At 35.0% G+C, this 20280-nt stretch carries 16 protein-coding genes and 1 pseudogene; all 17 read right to left on the minus strand.

What is annotated here, in order from left to right:
- Positions 1 to 49: 49 nt before the first annotated feature.
- The gene (locus tag O3650_RS09305) at positions 50 to 274 is read right to left on the minus strand and encodes an accessory secretory protein Asp5 (protein WP_261029761.1); all 225 of its coding nucleotides are present in this window, start codon (positions 272 to 274) and stop codon (positions 50 to 52) included.
- A gap of 4 nt (positions 275 to 278) precedes the next feature.
- Entirely contained in the window at positions 279 to 458 is a 180-nt protein-coding gene (gene asp4, locus O3650_RS09310) for an accessory secretory system protein Asp4 (RefSeq protein ID WP_001278708.1), read from the minus strand.
- Position 459: 1 nt separating this feature from the next.
- A complete protein-coding gene (gene gtfB, locus O3650_RS09315; protein WP_261029762.1) occupies positions 460 to 1797 on the minus strand; it encodes an accessory Sec system glycosylation chaperone GtfB in 1338 nt (445 codons plus the stop codon).
- Positions 1781 to 3301, minus strand: coding sequence for an accessory Sec system glycosyltransferase GtfA (gene gtfA, locus O3650_RS09320; protein WP_261029763.1), 1521 nt, complete (start codon positions 3299 to 3301; stop codon positions 1781 to 1783). Before gtfA ends, gtfB begins: the two co-directional genes overlap by 17 nt.
- A 12-nt stretch (positions 3302 to 3313) precedes the next feature.
- A complete protein-coding gene (secA2, locus tag O3650_RS09325; RefSeq protein WP_261029764.1) occupies positions 3314 to 5686 on the minus strand; it encodes an accessory Sec system translocase SecA2 in 2373 nt (790 codons plus the stop codon).
- A complete protein-coding gene (asp3, locus tag O3650_RS09330; RefSeq protein ID WP_261029765.1) occupies positions 5679 to 6119 on the minus strand; it encodes an accessory Sec system protein Asp3 in 441 nt (146 codons plus the stop codon). Before asp3 ends, secA2 begins: the two co-directional genes overlap by 8 nt.
- Positions 6116 to 7651, minus strand: coding sequence for an accessory Sec system protein Asp2 (gene asp2 / locus O3650_RS09335; RefSeq protein ID WP_261029766.1), 1536 nt, complete (start codon positions 7649 to 7651; stop codon positions 6116 to 6118). Before asp2 ends, asp3 begins: the two co-directional genes overlap by 4 nt.
- Positions 7635 to 9215, minus strand: a complete 1581-nt coding sequence (gene asp1 / locus O3650_RS09340) for an accessory Sec system protein Asp1 (RefSeq protein ID WP_261029767.1) — start codon at positions 9213 to 9215, stop codon at positions 7635 to 7637. The genes asp2 and asp1 overlap by 17 nt, the downstream gene beginning before the upstream one ends.
- Positions 9216 to 9224: 9 nt before the next feature.
- Positions 9225 to 10442: an accessory Sec system protein translocase subunit SecY2 gene (gene secY2 / locus O3650_RS09345; protein WP_261029783.1), complete on the minus strand. Its 1218-nt coding sequence runs from the start codon at positions 10440 to 10442 to the stop codon at positions 9225 to 9227.
- Between the two features lie 60 nt (positions 10443 to 10502).
- Positions 10503 to 10661: pseudogene (locus O3650_RS09350) on the minus strand (glycosyltransferase family 2 protein); the annotation flags it as partial.
- Between the two features lie 109 nt (positions 10662 to 10770).
- On the minus strand, positions 10771 to 11997 hold the full coding sequence (locus tag O3650_RS09355; RefSeq protein WP_261029768.1) for a glycosyltransferase family 8 protein: 1227 nt from the start codon (positions 11995 to 11997) through the stop codon (positions 10771 to 10773).
- Positions 11998 to 12026: 29 nt separating this feature from the next.
- Positions 12027 to 14465 carry an SP_1767 family glycosyltransferase gene (locus O3650_RS09360; RefSeq protein ID WP_261029769.1) on the minus strand — a complete coding sequence of 813 codons (2439 nt, stop codon included), beginning with the start codon at positions 14463 to 14465 and terminating at the stop codon, positions 12027 to 12029.
- A gap of 9 nt (positions 14466 to 14474) precedes the next feature.
- On the minus strand, positions 14475 to 15485 hold the full coding sequence (locus tag O3650_RS09365) for a sugar transferase (RefSeq protein ID WP_261029770.1): 1011 nt from the start codon (positions 15483 to 15485) through the stop codon (positions 14475 to 14477).
- A gap of 169 nt (positions 15486 to 15654) precedes the next feature.
- A complete protein-coding gene (locus tag O3650_RS09370) occupies positions 15655 to 16860 on the minus strand; it encodes a glycosyltransferase (protein WP_261029771.1) in 1206 nt (401 codons plus the stop codon).
- A gap of 25 nt (positions 16861 to 16885) precedes the next feature.
- On the minus strand, positions 16886 to 18091 hold the full coding sequence (locus O3650_RS09375) for a glycosyltransferase family 8 protein (protein ID WP_261029772.1): 1206 nt from the start codon (positions 18089 to 18091) through the stop codon (positions 16886 to 16888).
- Positions 18092 to 19324 (minus strand): glycosyltransferase family 8 protein, encoded by a 1233-nt coding sequence (locus tag O3650_RS09380; RefSeq protein WP_261029773.1) that lies wholly within the window; start codon positions 19322 to 19324, stop codon positions 18092 to 18094.
- 1 nt (position 19325) lies between these two features.
- Positions 19326 to 20219 (minus strand): glycosyltransferase, encoded by an 894-nt coding sequence (locus tag O3650_RS09385; protein ID WP_261029774.1) that lies wholly within the window; start codon positions 20217 to 20219, stop codon positions 19326 to 19328.
- Positions 20220 to 20280 lie beyond the last annotated feature (61 nt).

The following is a 20280-nucleotide window of genomic DNA, read 5'->3' on the forward strand; positions in this document are numbered from 1 at the left end:
AAAGAAAACTTCAGACCAATCACAAAAGGTGAATATCTGAAGTTTTCTTTTATTTGTAAGTTATCACCATAAAGGTTAATAGTAGAACAAATAAAGCCAAACTCACCAATAAAGTGAGCACCTTGACCAAGGTGTTGCTCTGCCAGTAACTTGGTTTACCAATATTACTAGTGGCATCCATGGAAAAGAGTTGATTTTGACGGGGTTGTATAGTTACCAATACAATCAAAGCAAGAGATAGGATAATAGCTAAAACAATTAGTACTTCAATCATAGACCTACCTCAAAATTCCCAGCAAAGTAAAGAGCAAACCAATCAGAATCATCAAGCCCAGTAAGAGTGAAAAAGTCTTACTAATCTTTTCCCCTCGGGTTTCTTTTTCCTTCTTGATGGGTTTTTGTTTCAACTCTTCCATGCGACCTTCAACGTCTTTGTAAAATAAATCTTCGTCTGACATATTAGCCTCCTAAAACAGTTTGCATGGTTTCCTGATATTGCACCAAGTCAACATAATTTGCATGTTGGCCTTGTTTGCCAAGTGCCTGACGCATTTGATCAACATCTGAAAGGGCCAGTTTAATGGTCTCAACCAAAGCAGCAACTTCACTACTTTCAAATAGATGTTCAGGAGCGATATAGAGTTTATTGTGCACTGTCTGATTAAATCCAAGAATCAAGAGATTATGTTCAAAGGCCTGACGCACCGCCTGCAACAACTCATTACTGTGGTTTATATCCAAGTAAATATCCGACAATTGATAGAGCTCCTGAATCTTCTGCGGACTAGCATTCTGGTAAAGGACCACATTAGGATAGCGAAGCATGTCTAAGAGCTTAGAAGACATCTCTGTCACCGCTGCGATACGGAAAGTAACATCAGGCAAAGCTTCTACGATTGCTTCTATTTGCTCAATCTGATCGGAATTAGTCAAGATTAAGGCATCTCGTCTTAGGAAATTATCGCGTTTAAACTGATAATGGTAACCCAAGTGCACAAACTGATCATGGTATTTCTCGTCAGTTAACTCCAAAGCGCGCTCATAAGTCGCCTTATTGGGAATAATGATTTTCTTAGTACGCACATCATCGCTTTCCAAAATCAACTGCATATTGCCTGGAATAGCATCATAGAGAGGTTCCTGCCAAACTAGGATATCTGAGCCAGATTTATCTGGAAAATGGAAAGATGTCAAAAACGAGGTAGATAAGCTATTAAAGATAATGTGGTCAAGATTCACATTCAAACCTTGTAGGAAATCTATGATAAAAGCTACTCGATTAGAAAAATGACGCAAGCCTTGTCCTTCTAAGGTCAAAAGAATATCACCTGTGATATGGTTTTCCAAAATAACTTCCTTTTGATCTACGTCCCGATAGGAAGTCATAATAGCTTGACCAGAAACATCATAGGTGGTTTTAGCAAAGCAAATTCCGAAACGATTATAGTGATCTACTTGAAAAATTCGACCTGCTGGTGTTTTCCATTCGACTTTTTTTACCAAACGCGCCTGTAAACCATCTGCAAAATGAATCACTGCCCGTTCTTGATTGAGGTCATTAATCATTGCAGACTGATTATCGCCAGCAATTTCCCAAAAGTCTGGTACAGGAACTTGGTTAAAGTATAAGGGTTTACCACTGTCATAACCCAAATAATAGGTAAAGGGGGAGACAACTCCATACGGTAAGAATCCATCTGGTTCAATAACCACAGCCAAATCAGACAGTTCAGCTTCAGTCAGACTATAGTTCAAATCTTGGCTTTCTTGATTATATACATCAAATAACTGAATCATCCACTACCTCCTTGATTGTTTCTTCCCATGTGTTTAGAATCTCTTGAGTCAAGAATGACTCTGCTATCTGGTATGACTTCTCTCTCATACCTTCCAAACGATTCTCCAAATAAAGTTGGCAAATCTTTTCTGCATAAGCTTTCTTGATTTCATCCTCCACATGGTCAGATGAGCTTGGAATCAAGTAGCCATTTTTACCGTCTTCAATGAAAGTTTGATTTCCATATGGAACATCAAAGCCAATCAATGGCAAACCTGAACTAATAGCTTCCATCAAGGTCAAACCAAATCCTTCGCTAGTAGAAGCTGTCAAATATACCTCATACCGACTATAAATCTGCGAAAGTTCCGCATGCCCCTTGAGCTGAATATAATCCTCAGCCTGATGATTTGCAATAATTTCTCGAAGAAGAGAATCTTCTCCACCGCTCCCATAAATATCAAAAGTTAATTCCGGTAACTCTTTATGAGCTTCAATCACAGCTTTCACAAGCCAATCAATGTGTTTTTCCTTGGCTAGACGAGAAGCTGTAATGAGAGAAAATGGTTTACGCTTCTCTTGTGGTTTTGTTAATTCATCAACACTTCCAACTGGAATGGTTACAATCTTAGGAGCATGCGTAGTATAGTGAGCAAACTGTTGCTCTAAGACTTCCTTTTGGCGATCCGTTGAAACGATAAAAAGATCAACCTTATCTGCATTGGTAAACTGATAGTCATAGTAGTTGTTCCAAAGGATATAGTCCTCGTTTGTAGCATTTTCACTATAATGCTCCGCATGAACAACTACCGCTAGATGCGCCTCTTGCGCTTCCTCAAAAACAACCTGCCCAATGCCTGTTTCACGATCTAAAATCACTAGATCTGATTTACTTAAACGAAGAGTCTTCATGAAATAACGTATCAAGGCAGGCTTCCCATATAAAATCTTATCCTTAAAACGATAAACTTCTTCCTTCCCTTGATTCATCAAGATATCATAGGCCGGAGTCCCGTCTTCATTGTAAAAAGTCCTTTGGTATAGGACTGCAGCATTGTCCTTGGGAGCAAAATATTCGCTACAATAACGCGTATAAGAAAAGTAATCTTTACGAATCAGTTTTCCTTTAAAGACATACTCGGCATGTTGAACCAAGTCCTTGTCCTCATCAACCAAATAACAGGTTACAAACTTATCTTGGTCAGAAAAGAAGACACGCAAGACCTTACCATTCTTTTCTCTACGACTTTCCACACCGCCAAAAATAGCCAGGACATCATCCACTGTCACGCTAGTAGGTGCAATCTTGATGTCTGTAAAATGATTATAAAGCCAGATCACTTGATCATCATCAAAACCAATATTGGCTGTTAAGTGCTGAATGTTATCGGCTAAAATCATATCTGTAAAGATAAACTTAGAGGACAGATTTAATTTCCGAAAAACACCAGCACGATAGGCTTGTGCGTATTCAACACCGCTACTAGCCCAGCCAAGTCCTAAATTTATATTGTAAATTGTCATATTTTCCTCTTTTTATGGGAAATGAGTCATAATCTCACCCTTGGGAGTGACTTCAACCAAGCCCATCAGGAGATTACGCACCATATCCGCACGGATTTGTTCTTTCATAGCTTCAAAGCCAGCATAAGCTTCTTGATAATACTCTACGATTGGATTTTTCTGACTAGCAGACTGACCACCGATAGCCATAGATAACTGTTGTAGATAGTCTACCTGCTCTACCCAGTTGTCATCAATAGCCTTGAGCATAGAAAGTCGTAAAAACTGTTCATATAAGCCATGTTGGTCAAGCAATTCTTTCTTTTCAGAAAGTTCTTTATCAATCACCTGCTTTATAAAGCTACGAACTGCAGTTTTGTCAGTCACATTTACATATTCTGGAACTTCTTTAATATGAAAACTAATATTGGTCACAAGAAAATGGAAGAGTAACTCTCGGCTTTCATATTCTGAAGAAGTCACTTGATCTATGTAACTAGCAATGATTTCCTCTACAACATCCTCTAAGTCACGAGAACCATCTATTAGACGATTTCTTTCTTTATAGACCATATCCCGTTGAATATTCATACTCTCAGCATATTCTAGAGTCTGACGACGTGCCGAACGTCCAGCACTATCACTAGCATGCTGAGCCTTTTCGACTAGTCTTCTGTATTTACGACCTTTCAATACTTCTGGTTGAGTCATATCTTGAACCTGATAGTCTTTGTACTTTTTATGAACCCAAGATGGACCAAATTTCTTGATAACATCGTCCTCCAAGGATACAAAAAACTTACTCATACCAGGATCTCCCTGACGACCAGAACGTCCACGAATTTGCAGGTCGATTCGTTGACTTTCCATCCGTTCCGTTCCAATAACAATCAAGCCCCCAAGTTCTGCGACTCCTTTACCAAGCTTGATATCCGTACCACGTCCTGCCATAGAGGTAGCCACTGTCACAGCCCCCATCTGACCTGACTCGGAGATAATCTGAGCCTCACGCGCCGCATTATTAGCATTTAGGACATTATGGGCAATCCCTTCACGAAGCAAGAGTGACGAATAGAGTTGAGACATTTCAACTGAGCCTACAAAAACGAGTAAGGGATTTCCCTTAGCATGGTATTCCTTGATGTACTCCAAGGATGCATACACTTTTTCAGGTAAAGTAACGTATAGATTATCTGGATAGTCAATCCGTTGTCTAGGACGATTGGTTGGAATGCGCACTACAGACATATTGTAGGTTTCAATAAACTCTTTTTCTGCAACCTTACCTGTCCCTGTCATCCCAGATATCTTATTGAACATCTTAAAAAGGCTCTGATAGGTGATAGAAGCCATAGCCCTTGTCTCTGGAGATAATTTGACATGTTCCTTTGCCTCAATGGCCTGATGGAGGCCTCCTTGTAGTTTGGTCATCTCCATTAGACGACCTGTTCCCTTATCTACCAGTACCATTTCATCCCCACGAATGACATAGTCCTTGTCTTTTGTATAGAGTTTATGGGCTCGTATAGCATAGACTAAATGGCGAGCAAAAACCGCATGTTCTTCCTTGTAAAAATGATCTATTCCTAAAAAGCTTTCTGCAGTTTTAGCCCCCTTGGTAGTGAGCCAGACTTCACCCTTTTCCTCTTTAAAGATATAATCCTCCCCTTCTACCAAAGTCGTTACCAGCGTATCAATAATACCGTAGTGGTTAGATTGAACCCGAGGAGCTCCTGCAATGATAAGAGGTGTCTGGGCACTATCCAGCAAGATATCATCAATCTCGTCAATAATGACGTAATCAAAAGGACGTAAAAATTTCCCCTTTTCATTGGAAGCAAGATTGTCACCCAAATAATCGAACCCTAAAGCTCCATTAGTTGTATAAATGATATCAGATTCATAAATCTTTTTCTTCTCTTCCACGCTTAACTCATCTTGAGGATCATCTGTTAAAGGTACACCAATTGTCAAACCTAAGAAGCGATACACTTGTCCCATTTCTTCAGCATCACGTTTAGCTAGATAGTCATTAGTGGTAATCAGCATGGTACCTTTACCTGTCAGGGCATTGAGATAAACAGGCATAGTGGCTGTCAAGGTTTTCCCTTCACCTGTATTCATCTCAGCAACATTTCCCTGATGGATCACAATTCCTCCCATGACCTGGACATCATAAGGGAACATTCTCAATACGCGTCTATCCGCTTCACGAACAACAGCAAAAGCTTCTACCAACAGGTCATCGAGAGTGGCCCCCTCAGCAAGACGTTGGCGAAATTCCACTGTTTTTGTCGCTAATTCGTTGTCTGATAAAGACTCCATCTCCCCTTTAAGGGCATTAATCTTTCTTAAAATTCTTTTAACTTTCCGAAGTTGAAAATCTTGATAAAAAACTTTAAACACGATTTAACTCCTTAATAGAAAAAGAATAGAAATCTAAGGATTCAAAACCAGCACTTAGAAGGGAGACTTGATAGGTATAGGTATCATCAGGATAGGTAAAATCAAAGACCTTCACTTTTTCAATTTTTTCTTCAATCACATCCCCATATCTATCAAAAAAGGAAATCTTTGTATAGACTCCATTTGTAGGATGGCATTCAAAATCCATACATAATTGATAATCCTGTTTTCTTTTAAGTAAAGGAAGATTGGGCTGAGTTCTAAATGCTTGATAGTTCACACTGGAAAACCAAGTTTTGAGAATCTCTCCAGATGGCAATAGGGAATTATATAATCTAACGCTTTTATCGTGGGAAAACGATACAGTTGACCCATATCTATACGTTCCTCCTACTTCACCCCAATTAATTTCTTGTCTTTGTTTAATAATCATTGACTTCCTCTTCCAAAATCTGATTCCAAAATCATGCGATAAAAATGTAGAAACCAAGCCACATTAGTATTTGTATCATCATTATGTCGTCCATCTGTACCTTTAGATAAAATTTTAGCCCCGGTATAACAAAGATGTTCTACTAACTGATTGTAGGCTTTATTGTCCATATCTTCATCCTTCATATAGGAAAGACCAAAAGTTGTCTGGGTGAAATCAGCCTTTTTAAAAGCATTCCAAAAAATTTGATCCAAATCTTCCATATGTTGGGAACTAACTCCACCCGTCTGATGTCTCAGAACATCAAAAGCGCTATGAAATACACCTGGCGCCTCTAAACGCCCTCTCCTTGCAATAGTCCCAATATTAGCTAATGGCTTCCCGACTATAACTGCACGAGGTTCAAAAGTGGCTCCGTAATAGAGCGATGGAAAAGTCCCCATTGATAAACCTGATAAAATCAAATCTTTAGATGTCAAACCAAGATAATCCAAATAATATTGGATGGTTTCCTTAATCTTATTCTCTAATTCTTGACTTCCAAGGTAAAAGGCTCCACCCTCAAGACGAGGATCTGAGAATAAAAGAAAAGGACATCCTAAATTTTTCATCATCCAATATCCCTCGAATCCCTCGGCAGGACGAAAACCTGAAAAATAAACAGCTAAAGGCGGCTTGAAATCACCTGGATGGAAGAAGTAATTAATTTCATCGCGCTTTCTATCATGTAAAATATTTCCACCAAGGACAAACTTCCCGAATTGTTTGCGACTCCAACGCTGGTGAAGATTTCCTAGTTGAAGTTGCCCTTTACCACGTGCTTCAATGGATACCGTTATATAAAAATTTATCTCTTTACTATTCACAATAATAGCTTTCTGAAGATTGTCTTCACTATAAATTTCCTCTTCAAAAAAGTCATCAACTCCTCCTGCCCAAATTTTACGGATGACAAATCGTATCTCACAATCGCCTTGTTTTTCATACTCTAACCATAACTCTATAGGCAAGTTTTTATACACTATAAAATTATCAGACCAGTAAGCCAGTTGTTGGAAATCATCTCCAAAATGTCCTTCTAGGGTCACATACTCCAATCCTTGATAAGCAATAGAACCTTCAAATGAAGGGTGAATTTGGATTCCAAATGGGAATAATTTATCTCCATACCCCCCACCAAAGAGAGAAGTTGATAAATCATTTAGTAATTGCTGGGGATTCGAAAAATCTACAGCCCGAGCACACCGCTTTTTTAATAAATCAAGAATACCTAAATCTGTCGTTTTAAAATCTTGGCCATAAAAAAGAGTATAGGGCTCAATATGATGAATAAAAGGTAGTAAATCAGATAAATACTGACCATCCTCTATCAAAATTGCATGAAACTTTTTGATGCTATCCATTTCCATCATTTTACGAAGAGCTAGCGGTGAGTTGGGACAGAAATAATACCAATCCATATTTTCAGGAATTTCATAATGATGAGCCCAATTATCAATTCCTATCTGTAGGATTTTATAGTCCTTTGACATCTGTAACCTCCTCAATCCAGTGATGCAGTTTATCTAAGAATCGTTGACCAGTATGTTCCTTGATTTTATCAATAGAGTATACTAGAGCTTGATTCCACTCTTTTAGTCTATCTGTATAGTAATGTGCCGCCTTGGAAAATTCTGTCACATCTGAAATTAAATAACCATTTTTCAAATGTTCTACATAGACGGTTTCGACCTGATTAATTTGAGGAATTCCCGCACTAATACCTGCGATTTGAGTATAGAGGTGGGGTTGTTTATTAAGATCCACAATCAAACGAACAAACTCTAGTGTCTTAATCAAATCCAGCTCGTCATTCATATTGACAAATTGAAAACGTAGTTCCTGCTCTTGATTTTCTTCTAAAGGATTTTCTGCCCCACCATAATCTAGACCTTTTTCTAAACTATCCGTATGGATTTGTTCCTGAATAATTTCATTGACAAGTGATTCCACTTCTTCCATTTGTTCCTGACTAGCAGCAAAGGCCCCAAAAATAACCTCTGTATTTTTGGTTTCAGCAATAAATGATAAAACATGAAATAGGCCTTTTCTATCAATTCCTTGAGAAAAATCTAATTGATAGTAAATAATCGATTCTTTTCGAGTCTGACTTCTACCTAGTCGTAAACGCGTATCAAAAGGCGAGAGATGATAAAACTTATCTGATAGTGTAGGATATAGTTCCCGCAATAGTTGTAAACTATCCTCTCTATCCACTAAGACTACATCTACCTGATCAAATGATGGAGCTAGGTCTTTAAAACTAGCTTGAGAGTTCCGGTTAATAAACAGGCTCAAAATTTTAGCTGTATCACTCGGTAAGCAACTTAAGACAAATTGGTCATGATGGGGGTGAGAAGGGATGATGAAAATATCCTGTTTTTTCTGTTGCTTTTGTAGATACTTATCAAAATATTCTGTAACTAGTTGACTCATATCAGTATAGTGAAGCTGTTTAAAACGGTAACCAAATATTGGATTTACCTCTACTCGTCCTCCCTCGTTTAAATGCTCCCTAAATCTCCAGATACCTTTAGGATCCAAATAGTCTTGATAGGTAGGCTGTCCATTATCAAAATAAATGACACTCGATACAAAGCCACGATCATCCATAATATAATTCTTACTTATCTGTCCATCGAGGTCAAAATATTGGATTTCACTGATAAATCCTTCTACACCATGCTCCACTTTAGCATATTTTTTACCATTTTTTTGAACTACTATTGCAAATGGACTATAGAGAAATTGACAATCACTATCCCACTCTATATCTCTCATATTAAGAACCTGGGTGTGTATATCATGCAAGTCTTGCAGATCATCAAAGATAGAATAGACTTCTGTCTCTAAGACACCATGTCTATGTAAAAAGTAACGTAAATGTGGCTGATAGGCTAATACTAATAGCCGGGATGATAGTCCTTGTCTTTGAAAAAGCCTAATTTGATTGAAAGTATCATCAAATTCAAGTTTAAAGTGAGAATAATACCATGGAGTCAAATCAGCGTGCCATTGACGGTTTGAACCATACCAGGCTGGAATAAAATAATACATAAAAGCCTCCTAAATCAAGGGTTTATAGGTTTCATTTAGTCTCAAAGCCTTCATTTCATCTTTGATTGTGAAAATCATACCACCAAACATCATAAATAAACCTGGAATCATAGCAATTTTTAGCAACTTCTCATCCGATAAAACTAATAACATTGGAGTTCCTGCCATAAACACATTAAAGGTCCCACCTATAATCGAAAAACGAAATACTAATCGATTAATAAAACGACTTGTTTCCTCTCCTGGATAAACTCCATATATATACTCCCCAGACTTCTTCATCCGATCTGAGATTTGATCACCACTCATATTTACAAAAGAAAAAGCAATACTAAACAAAAAAATCATGGTAATATATGAATAAATCCATAATGGTTTTCCAATTCCATACTCAGAAGATATTTCATAAAAGATAGAAGTCTGAGGAAAAAGGGTCTGCAATAGTAAAAAGATATAGGTCGGTAAACTTAAAAAACTCATAACATACATAAACGGCATCCCACCAGCAGGATTTAACATTATTTCAAAATAAGAATAGCGCTTAAATCGGCTACGTAAGCCAATCTTATGAACGGGTATACGATAACGCGCTCTATACATGAGTACCATCATATAAGTTAGTACAATGCTACTCAATATAATAAGCAATATAATTCCCGTAGAAATTCGAACAATCTGAAGAGTATTTAAAACATCTTGTGGAATATTTAAAACAATACTAGCTAATAAAATAACCACAGAACCACCTACTCCAAGTCGAGCATTTAAATCTGATAACCATATAAGAAAGAAGGCTCCTGATATTAATAATAAGGTATTCATTATAATCACCAACAAAGAGGAATAAAGATGTTGTATCGGTAAATTCAATGAGAGCGCTAATGATTGAATCAAGGCAATGACCAATGTTAAATACATCTTTCTTCTATCTTGAACTTCTACTGCTACGGAAGTAATATTTAATTTCTTAGAAAAAGAGAGTAACTGCCATAGAATCATTGATGACATCCATGGTGATAATCCTATAGAGAATATGGACAAACTCCTTAGATTACCTCCTAAAAGTGCCGTTGAAAACGCCAAGTATGCCGTTGACCCACCTAAAAAATCTCTACTATTTAAATCAACAAAAGGAAGAGTAAGTCGACTTCCTAGTACATAAATAAACAACAGAAATAAGCTAGCTAACCCTTTTTTTACTGCTATTGATGAGTAAGTTTTTCCCACGTTATACTCTCTTTCTCTTAACAACTTGATACTCCTCTCTTAGTTATAAAAAGAGAAATATCATACTTTAGTTCTTTTTTCTGCTTCAAAAAACAGATCTAATCTAAAACAAATATTTTTATATTCCTCAATATCTGTTAATTGATAGTATTCTAAAATTTGCTTATAATCCTTTAAAAGATTGATAAATCTAACACGCGTAACTGAAATATCTAATCCAATCCAGCTAAAATGAGTAACAAAACATCATAAATAATACTTTCTTATCCAATTTAAAAGGTCGTTATCATAAACTTTCAAGGTAAGTAACTAATTATTCTATCATGGATTATTTATCTTGGATATAGTTTCTAATTGCATTAACTAATTCTACCGGAGTACTATTGCTATAAAGACCATCATAGTCACTATCCGAAAGTTCTTGGTATCGACTACTTTCAAAACTAAGCATAGGTTTATTATATTTTTTCACCAAATCATAGATATATACTAGTTTCTGATCTAAATTTAAATCTAAATAAATATCTGAACTCTTTAGAAGTTTTTCCACCAAAATAGGAAAAGAATTAGGATAAAGAGTCACATTTTGAAACTTAGATAATCTCTTTAATTCATCCGACATAAAAGTATGAGCAGCAATATAAAAATGTACTTCTGGTAATTGTTCAACTAGATAATCAATTTTTTCTACACACCAAGAATTAGTTAAATTCATACAAGTTAATTTTGGTTTATAAATATCTGCAGAGTAAAAAAGACCCTTTTCTTTCCAGCTAGATACTATATAACTCCATTCCATAAAAGAGTATTTCCACCACTCTTCTCTCAGACGTCCAACAGAAAACTGCTTCCACGGTTTATCAGGAGAAATATAGTGCAAAATTTTAGGAAGGGGAGTCAGAGGAATTTCAAAAATAAAAGCATGATTCTTTTCGGCTGCACCAGCATCGAAACCTATTTGAAAATTATAGTTATCATCTAACCGATAATAACTATTTTGAAAAAGAATATTGAGAATAGACTGATCTCCTTCTCCCACATTTTCATGTTCTTTCTCAGTTAATTCAACTAACTGCTGACGAATATTATTTGATTTCCATTTTTTATTGTCTATCAATAGAACTCCTGCATTAAAACCAACACCTGCTCCAAAACAAGAGCGTGCTGCAGCTAGATAATTCTCACCCAAGTCTACTTCAAATAAGTATGTCAAATCACCCGTTACCACTAAATCACTATCAAGATAGAGCACTTTATCTTCTTTAACAAAATCTGGAATAAAATAACGTGCAAAAGTCATATGATTGATATGAGGTAGTTTATTTGACCAATTCATTTGGAACTGTTGCCCAATGAGCTTGCAATCAATCAAGTCTCCTCCCATTTCTTCTAAATAGACTCTCAATCTACTAAACCATTCCTGAGGAATATCTTGATTTAAGATATATACCTTCAAATGGCTGTTATGTCTGCAAAGTGATTTCATGGCTGTCTCAATCTGTCGAATATAAGCGTAATCACCTGCGAAAACTACAGCTTTTTTATCTTCTAACATTTTATCTCCTTTAAGTTTAAGGTACTTCATTACGATAAGACAGTAACCACTTGACTATTATATGTCTCATCCTCTATAAATTCAATATCTTGATCAAAATTATGTTCCGCAGTATGCTTGTGATTAAATTTAACCTTTGTATCAACTCCCATTTTCATCCATTCATACTCTGAATCAATATGGCCGATATCTAGAACCCGATATCCCTTCCTAAAAAGATTATAGGATAAAATTTTAGCTGTAGGGCCAAGCATACATAAAATAAGGCGATTTTCAACATACTGTAATACAGCTTCTTGAATCTCTTCTATACGCGAATAAGCATCATGGGATGGACAAATAATTCGCTTAATTGAATTTGCTCCATCAAATAAATCATTACCTACACCTGAACGAGAAGTTACTCCTTCTACAATCAGAATGTCCTCATTCTTCCAAATTTGTTTTAATTTTTCAAATTGACTAAATGATTGAGATTTATCCACATAGTCAATGTATGGTCTAGATACAAATGTAGTCCCATACCAATCTGCTCTAGCTAATTCTACATAATCTTTTAAATGATGTTCTAAATGTACCTTCCAAAAGGCTTCCGCTGCTAGTGTAAAATTAGAACGATTATCAAATACATTTGGTAAGCCAATAACTAATTTTTCATCACTTTGAAGAGAAATAATCTCTTTCAACTGACTTGCAAGGTTTTCATCATAAACTTGATAAGGAATAGATTTCCCTAACATTAAATCCATCTCTCCATCTCCAAAACGGATAATAGAAGATTGGTTTTCTATTATATAATCTAGAGTTTGATCAATATCCTTAACCATAATCGCTGGTCTTCTTACTTGGAATGTTCCAGAAATAAGATTTTCAATGTCTTCCACCATACGTTCGGGTACTTTTGAAGAGTATATATATTGTCCAAAAGAGCCATGTTGGGTGCTATCAAAAGAGAAAATGATTTTATTCATTTCATGAGCTGACTTCACAATATCATGTGTCGAATGACCACAGCTAATGTCCAAATACAAGCCCATTCTTACTTTTAATTGTTCTAATTTTTCTGACGTTATAGCTGGGTGTAAACGAATATTTTGATAGTTACTTTGTAGTTCATATAACTTGGGCCCCATATCTGTCCAAGCTGCGATATCAAAGATAAGGTGAGGAAGCTGCTGAGCTAAATAATCTAATTGCTCAATGTCCTGTGTATCGGTAAATATTAAGCAATGAAATGTCTCCTGATTATAATCTTTTAAAAAACGAGAATGGCTAGCATAGTCTTTGATAGCTTCTATCATTAAATTGATATTTTCTTTGTCAAATACTATTTGATCATATATTCCATGCTGTGTATTAGAAAAACTTAAGATAGGAATCCCTAAATCACGAACATCTCTCAAGATACTTCCAACTTCGAATCCCTGATGGATATCCAAATATAGATTTGTTGACTGGTTCAGCTTATCTAATACAGGAGGAACAATCTGTGGATGCAATCTCACATTATCATACACAGCTAATTTTGTTAGTTTATCTCCCATATCCGTCCAAGCCGCGATATGAAATACCACATCTGGTAGAGCTGTGACTAGCTCTTCTATTCCTTCTAAATCTTGGGAACTCGTTAAGGTTAAACAAGAAAATTCCTTATCTAGAGGCGGTATTAGTTCAAACTCTCCTACATGATGTTGTAAAATTTGATTCCACTCCAAATCATGAAATTGCCACCATAAATCACGGTAACGATTGGCTATCAAGGTAGTCCAAGGCTTTCTGTAGGTCGTAAAATGAATCACCACTGGTTTGTCATTAAAAGCTAGATGTTCCTGCCAATTATTATACAAAGCCACCACATCATGTCCTACTTGTAAATTATAAGCTCGACCTAGCTCTAACCAATCATCTTGCAAGACCTGATTAAAAATCGTTTGATCACCATTAAAATGCTCAAAACGACCTTCTTCAACTTCCCTCGTTGTTAGGATGGATTGTTCAATTAATTGTTCTTTTAGTTTGTCTTGGCGCCATTTTTTATTGTTGATTAGTAGGACGCCAGTATTAAAACCTTGGCCATTTGCATCTCTAATAGCTGCTATATAACCTTTTTCTATATCCTGCTCAAATAAACTGTCTAATTTATCATTGATAAGTAAATCGCAATCCAAGTATAAAACAGTATCTTCCTGTATATAATCTGGGATAAAATATCTAGCATAGGCAATCGAACTAATGTGAGCCTGTTTTTTCCAATTCTGAAACACAGTTTGTTCAGGTAGTTTAACATCGATAATCTCACTACCTAACATTCGAGCAATTTTGTGTGGCTTGCGAAACCAATCTGGCATAATATCTTGATTTAAAATATAAATTTTAACATCTCGATTGTGGTATAGGATAGATTTTATGGTTGTTTCTAACTGCGTGGTGTAATTGCGATCACCAGCTAATACAATTGTTTTAATCATCTTATTCTCTTAATCAATTCCTAAGTGATAGATTGCATCTACCAATAACTTTTTAGTGAAATAACCCTCTTTTAACAAATAACTAAAGGTTTTTATCCGATTCGTTATTTGTTGATATTCTTGTGCATTCATTCTATCAACTACCTCATGAGCTTCTTCCAGACTATTCGCCACAAAGCCCAAGCCTTGATCTACTATAAATTTAGCAGTTGATAAGCTACTCGGTACAATGACTGGGATACCAGCAGTCAGATAGGTACTAACCTTATGAGATATATTTAAGGTATAGTATTGGTTACTTTCTCCATCATTTTGATGAGTTCCCCAGACAAGGCCAAATCCACCCTTTGATAATTCTAGCAACAATTCCTCATCTTTTTTCCATCCTTCGATGCTGAGATTTCTGGCATTGGAACTTGCTTCTCCTTTATTTGAAAATACTCTTAAAAGCGTATCTTGAGACCAATTTTGTAAGTCTGGAAAACGCTCTAAACTTCCTGCAAAAAAAAGTTCTTTCTTAAAGGATGGGGTATAAAGTGACAAATCATGAGGATGATCCCACATCCCTTGAATGAGAATTTTCTTGGTTGTCAAACCTTCTTCTATCAGGCGTTCTTTCATTCTCCCTGATGGAACGATTATAACATCTGATAGATTATACATATACATGTATTCTTTCATAAGATAATAGTTACTATCAAACATAAGAGGGACAACATCATGGATAAAACAAATAATCTTCACCTGCATATCCTTCAGCTTATCAAATAAGACTCGATCAAACTCAAAGCCATTCCAAGTAGGAGATTGAAAGACTAATATATCACCAATAGAGATACTGGCCATAATCCCATCTAGACGCTTATTCATTTCAGAGGGACTATCTGACGCAATATTGTAAAAATAGATGCCAACCTCTCTAAATCCTAGTTTATTGGCTATTTTTTGCACAGCATTTTGGGCTAAAATAACCGTACTATCACCAGCCATGCCGTATAAATTTGTTAAATGTAGTTTCATGAATACTTCCCTTTTAGATTCCCATTTTTTAAAAAACAACCACTTTACTAGATGAACAGATTGTATTACTGTTTAATTTCGTTTCCGATTCTAACTTATTTCAAAGCCCCGTGCCTATATAGCATTTTAACCATAAATAGACAATTTTTTATGCCCAATTTACTCAACATTAGGAAGTCTTCTTATCTAAAAATTCTCGAATAGCTGTCGCCATCGTTTCTGGCTCATTTGCTGAAAAAACCTTACTTGTCCCAGTTGTGTCATGATTGGTATTTTCAAACGTAAATATTTGTTTGTTCCTCTTACGAACTTCTTCAAGTATATCCTTCATCGGTTCTCCATGATTGATATCTAGATAAAAATCTAATTTCTCCATCAATTCTTTATACTGATATTGATTGAAGTAGGGATAAAGTGAAACATTGGCTAATTTTTCTATTTTAGTTATTTTAGGACCAAAGTTAGTATATGCAAAAATATGAAACTGTACATTTGGAAATGTAGCTAATAGATATTCAATTTTTTCCAATTCTTGTGTATTAGTGAAAATTGCTGTATGTATTTCATTTATCTTTGCTATTTCGATAAATTTAGAAGGTCTTTCCTCTTCTCGCGATAATATAGATTCCCAATCGATTCCATTATAAAACCACCATAGTTCCCTATATCTGGTTTGATAAGAATTGTTCCATGGTTTATGCTCTCCCTCGAAATGTGTTATAGTATGAGTATCATGGGGATTCCATTCCTGTAAAAACAAGCCTACTGAATTTGCTATAGAATCCCCTCCTACCAAAAAATTATAATCTGACGAAACTCTCTTCCATCTATCTTTAAACAGCAAGTTTAAAACACCCTGGTCTCCAAAAACTTCTTTATGTTTTTCTCGAGTCAAATCCAACAGTTGTTGGCAAATGTTATCTTCTTTCCATTTATCAACATTAACCATCATCATCCCAGAATTAAATAAGGTTTTATCCCAGGAGTCTGCTGCAGCTAGAATATAAAAATCTTCAAAAGGAACATCGAATAAATCATCTAACGATTTGTGAACAATTATATCGCAATCTAGGTAAAGTGCTCTACTTTCTGTTACAAAATTAGGTATAAAATAACGAAAATACGCCATATACTTAATATGCTTTCTTGGTGTAGAAAATGTTTGTAATATTTCAGAATTAACTTTAACATTTACAATTTCAGAATCAATCTTTTCTAATCGTTTCGCCATCAAATAAAACCACTCTTTGGGAATATCATCATTAAAAACGTAAAACTTCAAATTCTGATTATGCGCACAAATTGATTTAATCGTTGTCTCTAGCTTATCACGATAAAGATTATCAGCACCCAGTACAATCGCTCTTTTTTCCATTATTATCCCACTTTGCTTTTAATATCTAGTAAAATTTCAATAATTCTTTAATCGCATCTACCATCTTCTCTGGTCTCTTAGATTCACAGATAAAACTTGCTTTTTCTACATTATGGCAAGTATTATCAAATGAAAGAATAGGTTTTCCAATTTGATATACCTCTTCAATAATATTAGCAATTTCATTTTCATGATTAATATCCAAATAGAAATCAATCTTTTCTAAGACCTTTTTAAAATTCATCGGATTAAATGAAGGCAGTATTTGTACATTTAAATATCGTTGTAAATCAATAATTTCAGATGCAAATCCTGTATGAGCCAGAATTGAAAAGTGAACCTGCGGTAATTCTCTAATCAAATATTCCAGATGCTCTATATGACAAGTATTTGTAAATATAGCTGTATGATAGAGTGGTGATTCTATGAGTGAGTTTAAGCCCTTCTTAAAGTCAGCTTTTCTCATCACAATATCAGACCATTCCAAAGAATAATAGAACCACCAATCTTCTCTAAAGCGATTTAAATTCACTTGATACCATGGTTTGTCTCCTGTAAAATGAATAATCTTAGCAGTCTCTTCTAGTTCTAATGAATCAGTATACCAATTTTCAATTTGATAATTTCTTGCAACTGTATCCATTCCAACCATAAAATTATAAGAAGAATCTAAAGCATACCAACGATTTTCAAATAGTTTATTTAAAATTCCCTGATCTCCGAAAGTACTAGTATGAAATTCATTTGTCAATTCAAGAAGTCTTTCTGTTGCATTTTCTTGTTTCCATAAGGCAACATTAATTAGCATGACTCCTGAATTAAAAGTAGATGGAACTAAGGCATCTGCTACAGCCGCTAAAGGGTAATCTGTAATATCCTCTAAAAACAATTCATCTATATTTGATCTAACTATAATATCTGAATCCAAATACAAGGCCTTATCTTCCTTCACAAATTGAGGAATAAAATAACGAAAAAATGCAGCATAACTCAAATGAGACAATGGAAGATTATAGTCTCGTAGACTATGATTTGTTATTTTTACATTAACAATCTCAGATAATAAAGGTTCAAGTCGTTTAGACATTAATTGAAACCATTCTGATGAAATATCATCATTAAAGACATAGAATTTCAAATTACGATTGTGAGCACAAATCGATTTAATTGTAGTTTCTACCTTATCTTGATAGCCATTATCTGCGCCTAAAACAATAACTTTCTTTGTCATTTATTTCTCCTCTTTATCTATGTACTTTCTAATTTCCTGAACCATTTTTTCTGGCTCGGTAGGAGAAAATATTTGAGCTCCCTCGTTGCAATGATTCGTATTTGAAAAAGAAAATACTGGTTTCCCCATGTTCATTACTACATTTGTAATATCATCAATTTCATCATAATGGTTGATATCTAAGTAGAAGTCTAATTTTTTCATTACCTTATCATAAGAAAAATGATTGTACTGTTGATAAACTGTTACATTAGGATACCTCGTTAGATCAATAACATTAGATGCAACCCAAGTATGAGCAAATATATAAAAGTGAACATCAGATAAATTCTCTATCAAGTATTCCACTTGTTCCAATTCGCAACTATTGGTAAAAATAGCTGTATAGGCCTTTGGTACAACTGTTAAATCTTGATAGGTCTGAAATACCCTTTCTTTACGTAACAAAATATCAGACCATTCCAATCCTTGATAAAACCACCAAATATCTCTATAACGATTTTGACTTAAAGGTAACCAAGGTTTTTCCCCAGTGTAGTGAATAATATAAGGCACCACATCGTCAGGAAGGGCTGAATTGTACCAAGATGATAGCGCTTCTGGAGTCGTTTCAATCGCAATATGAATCAAACTATCTAAACCAACCATAAAATTGTATTTCCGATCCAACTTTTTCCAGTTTTCTCCAAATACCATATTGAGAATACCTTGATCTCCAAAAACTTCTTGATGATGTCGATTTGTTAGTTCAATTAGTTTTACAGAAAGATTTTCCCGTTTCCATTTACTAACATTAATCAACATCATTCCCGCATTAAAGCGATTTTCATATCCTTTTACAAAATAATCCCGAACACCAGCAATCCAATAGTCTCCTAATTCTTCCTGGAATAATTCATCCAACGAATGAGTCACTACTATATCCGAATCAAGATATAAGGCTTTTTCTTCCACTACAAAATCTGCTATAAAATATCTAAAAAATGTAGCGTAGGATAAATAAGCAATTGGAAGATGATAGCCCTTTAATTGATGATTTGAAATCTTAATATTGATAATTTCTGAATCAATTACTTTTAACCGTCTATTCATAACTTGAAACCATTCGCTCGGAAGATCATCATTAAAAATATAAAATTTTAAATTTTTATTATGCGTACATACTGACTTAATTGTAGTCTCCAGCTTATTTAAGTAACCATTATCTGCTCCAAGAACGATTGCTTTTTTCACTTTATTTCTCCTCGTAAATTTTCCCTGTCAATAAAAAATCTAACTCCTCTAACCTCTTAGTTTCAATACTATTTTCTAGTCCTTTTTCATTTGCTATTCGATGCCAATAGTCTAGATAAAATTTATGTTGTTGAACGTACTGACTTATATCGTAACCTTTTAAAGCTACCATAGCAATCCGTTCCAATCTCAAATCATGATCATCCCTCATCATTTTCTCAGAAAAACCACTATTTGAAATACTTGTTTTTCGAATACGATAAAAATATAGATTTTTATGTGTGTAAGCTATTTTTTTAGCTTGCATAAATAACTTATAATTTGTCCCTATATCTTCGTTAATCCTTCCTACTGGAAACGTTATTTGGTCAAATAATTCACGCTTTGACAATATCCCCCATGAAGTTTGAAACGTTAAGTCTCCCCCTTCAAATTTAGGTAGCTGTTCGACAACTTCTCTTCCACTATAAATTTTTTCATACTCATCTCCATAAGCATAAAAAAGATAAGTTGCTCTTTCCTCATCATAAGCACCATAACAAGCTATTGAAACATCTGCATTATGTTTTATTATCAGTTCATATAGAGTTTCTAAGTAAGAAGAATCTAGCCAATCATCTGAATCTACAAAAGTAAGATAGGAGCCTTTTGATTGCCTTATTCCATAATTACGTGCATCTGATAGTCCACCATTTTCTTTGACAAAATATTGAAAGCGAGAATCTTTCTCAACATATTCCCTACAGATGTCAGCTGAATTATCTGGTGAGCCATCATCTATTAATAAACACTCAAAATTTTGATAAGTCTGACTCATAATACTATCTAAACACATACGTAGATAGTTTTCCACATTATAAACAGGAACTATAATACTAATTAATTCTTGAACCATCTATTTCTCCTTTAATTCAACAACTTTAAAATCCTAACCAAGTATATTGTCTACTAGTAAT

Origin of the sequence: Streptococcus sp. 20925_1_24 (assembly GCF_041432335.1) — a bacterium.
In the GTDB taxonomy this organism is placed as follows: Bacteria; Bacillota; Bacilli; order Lactobacillales; family Streptococcaceae; genus Streptococcus; species Streptococcus mitis_BM.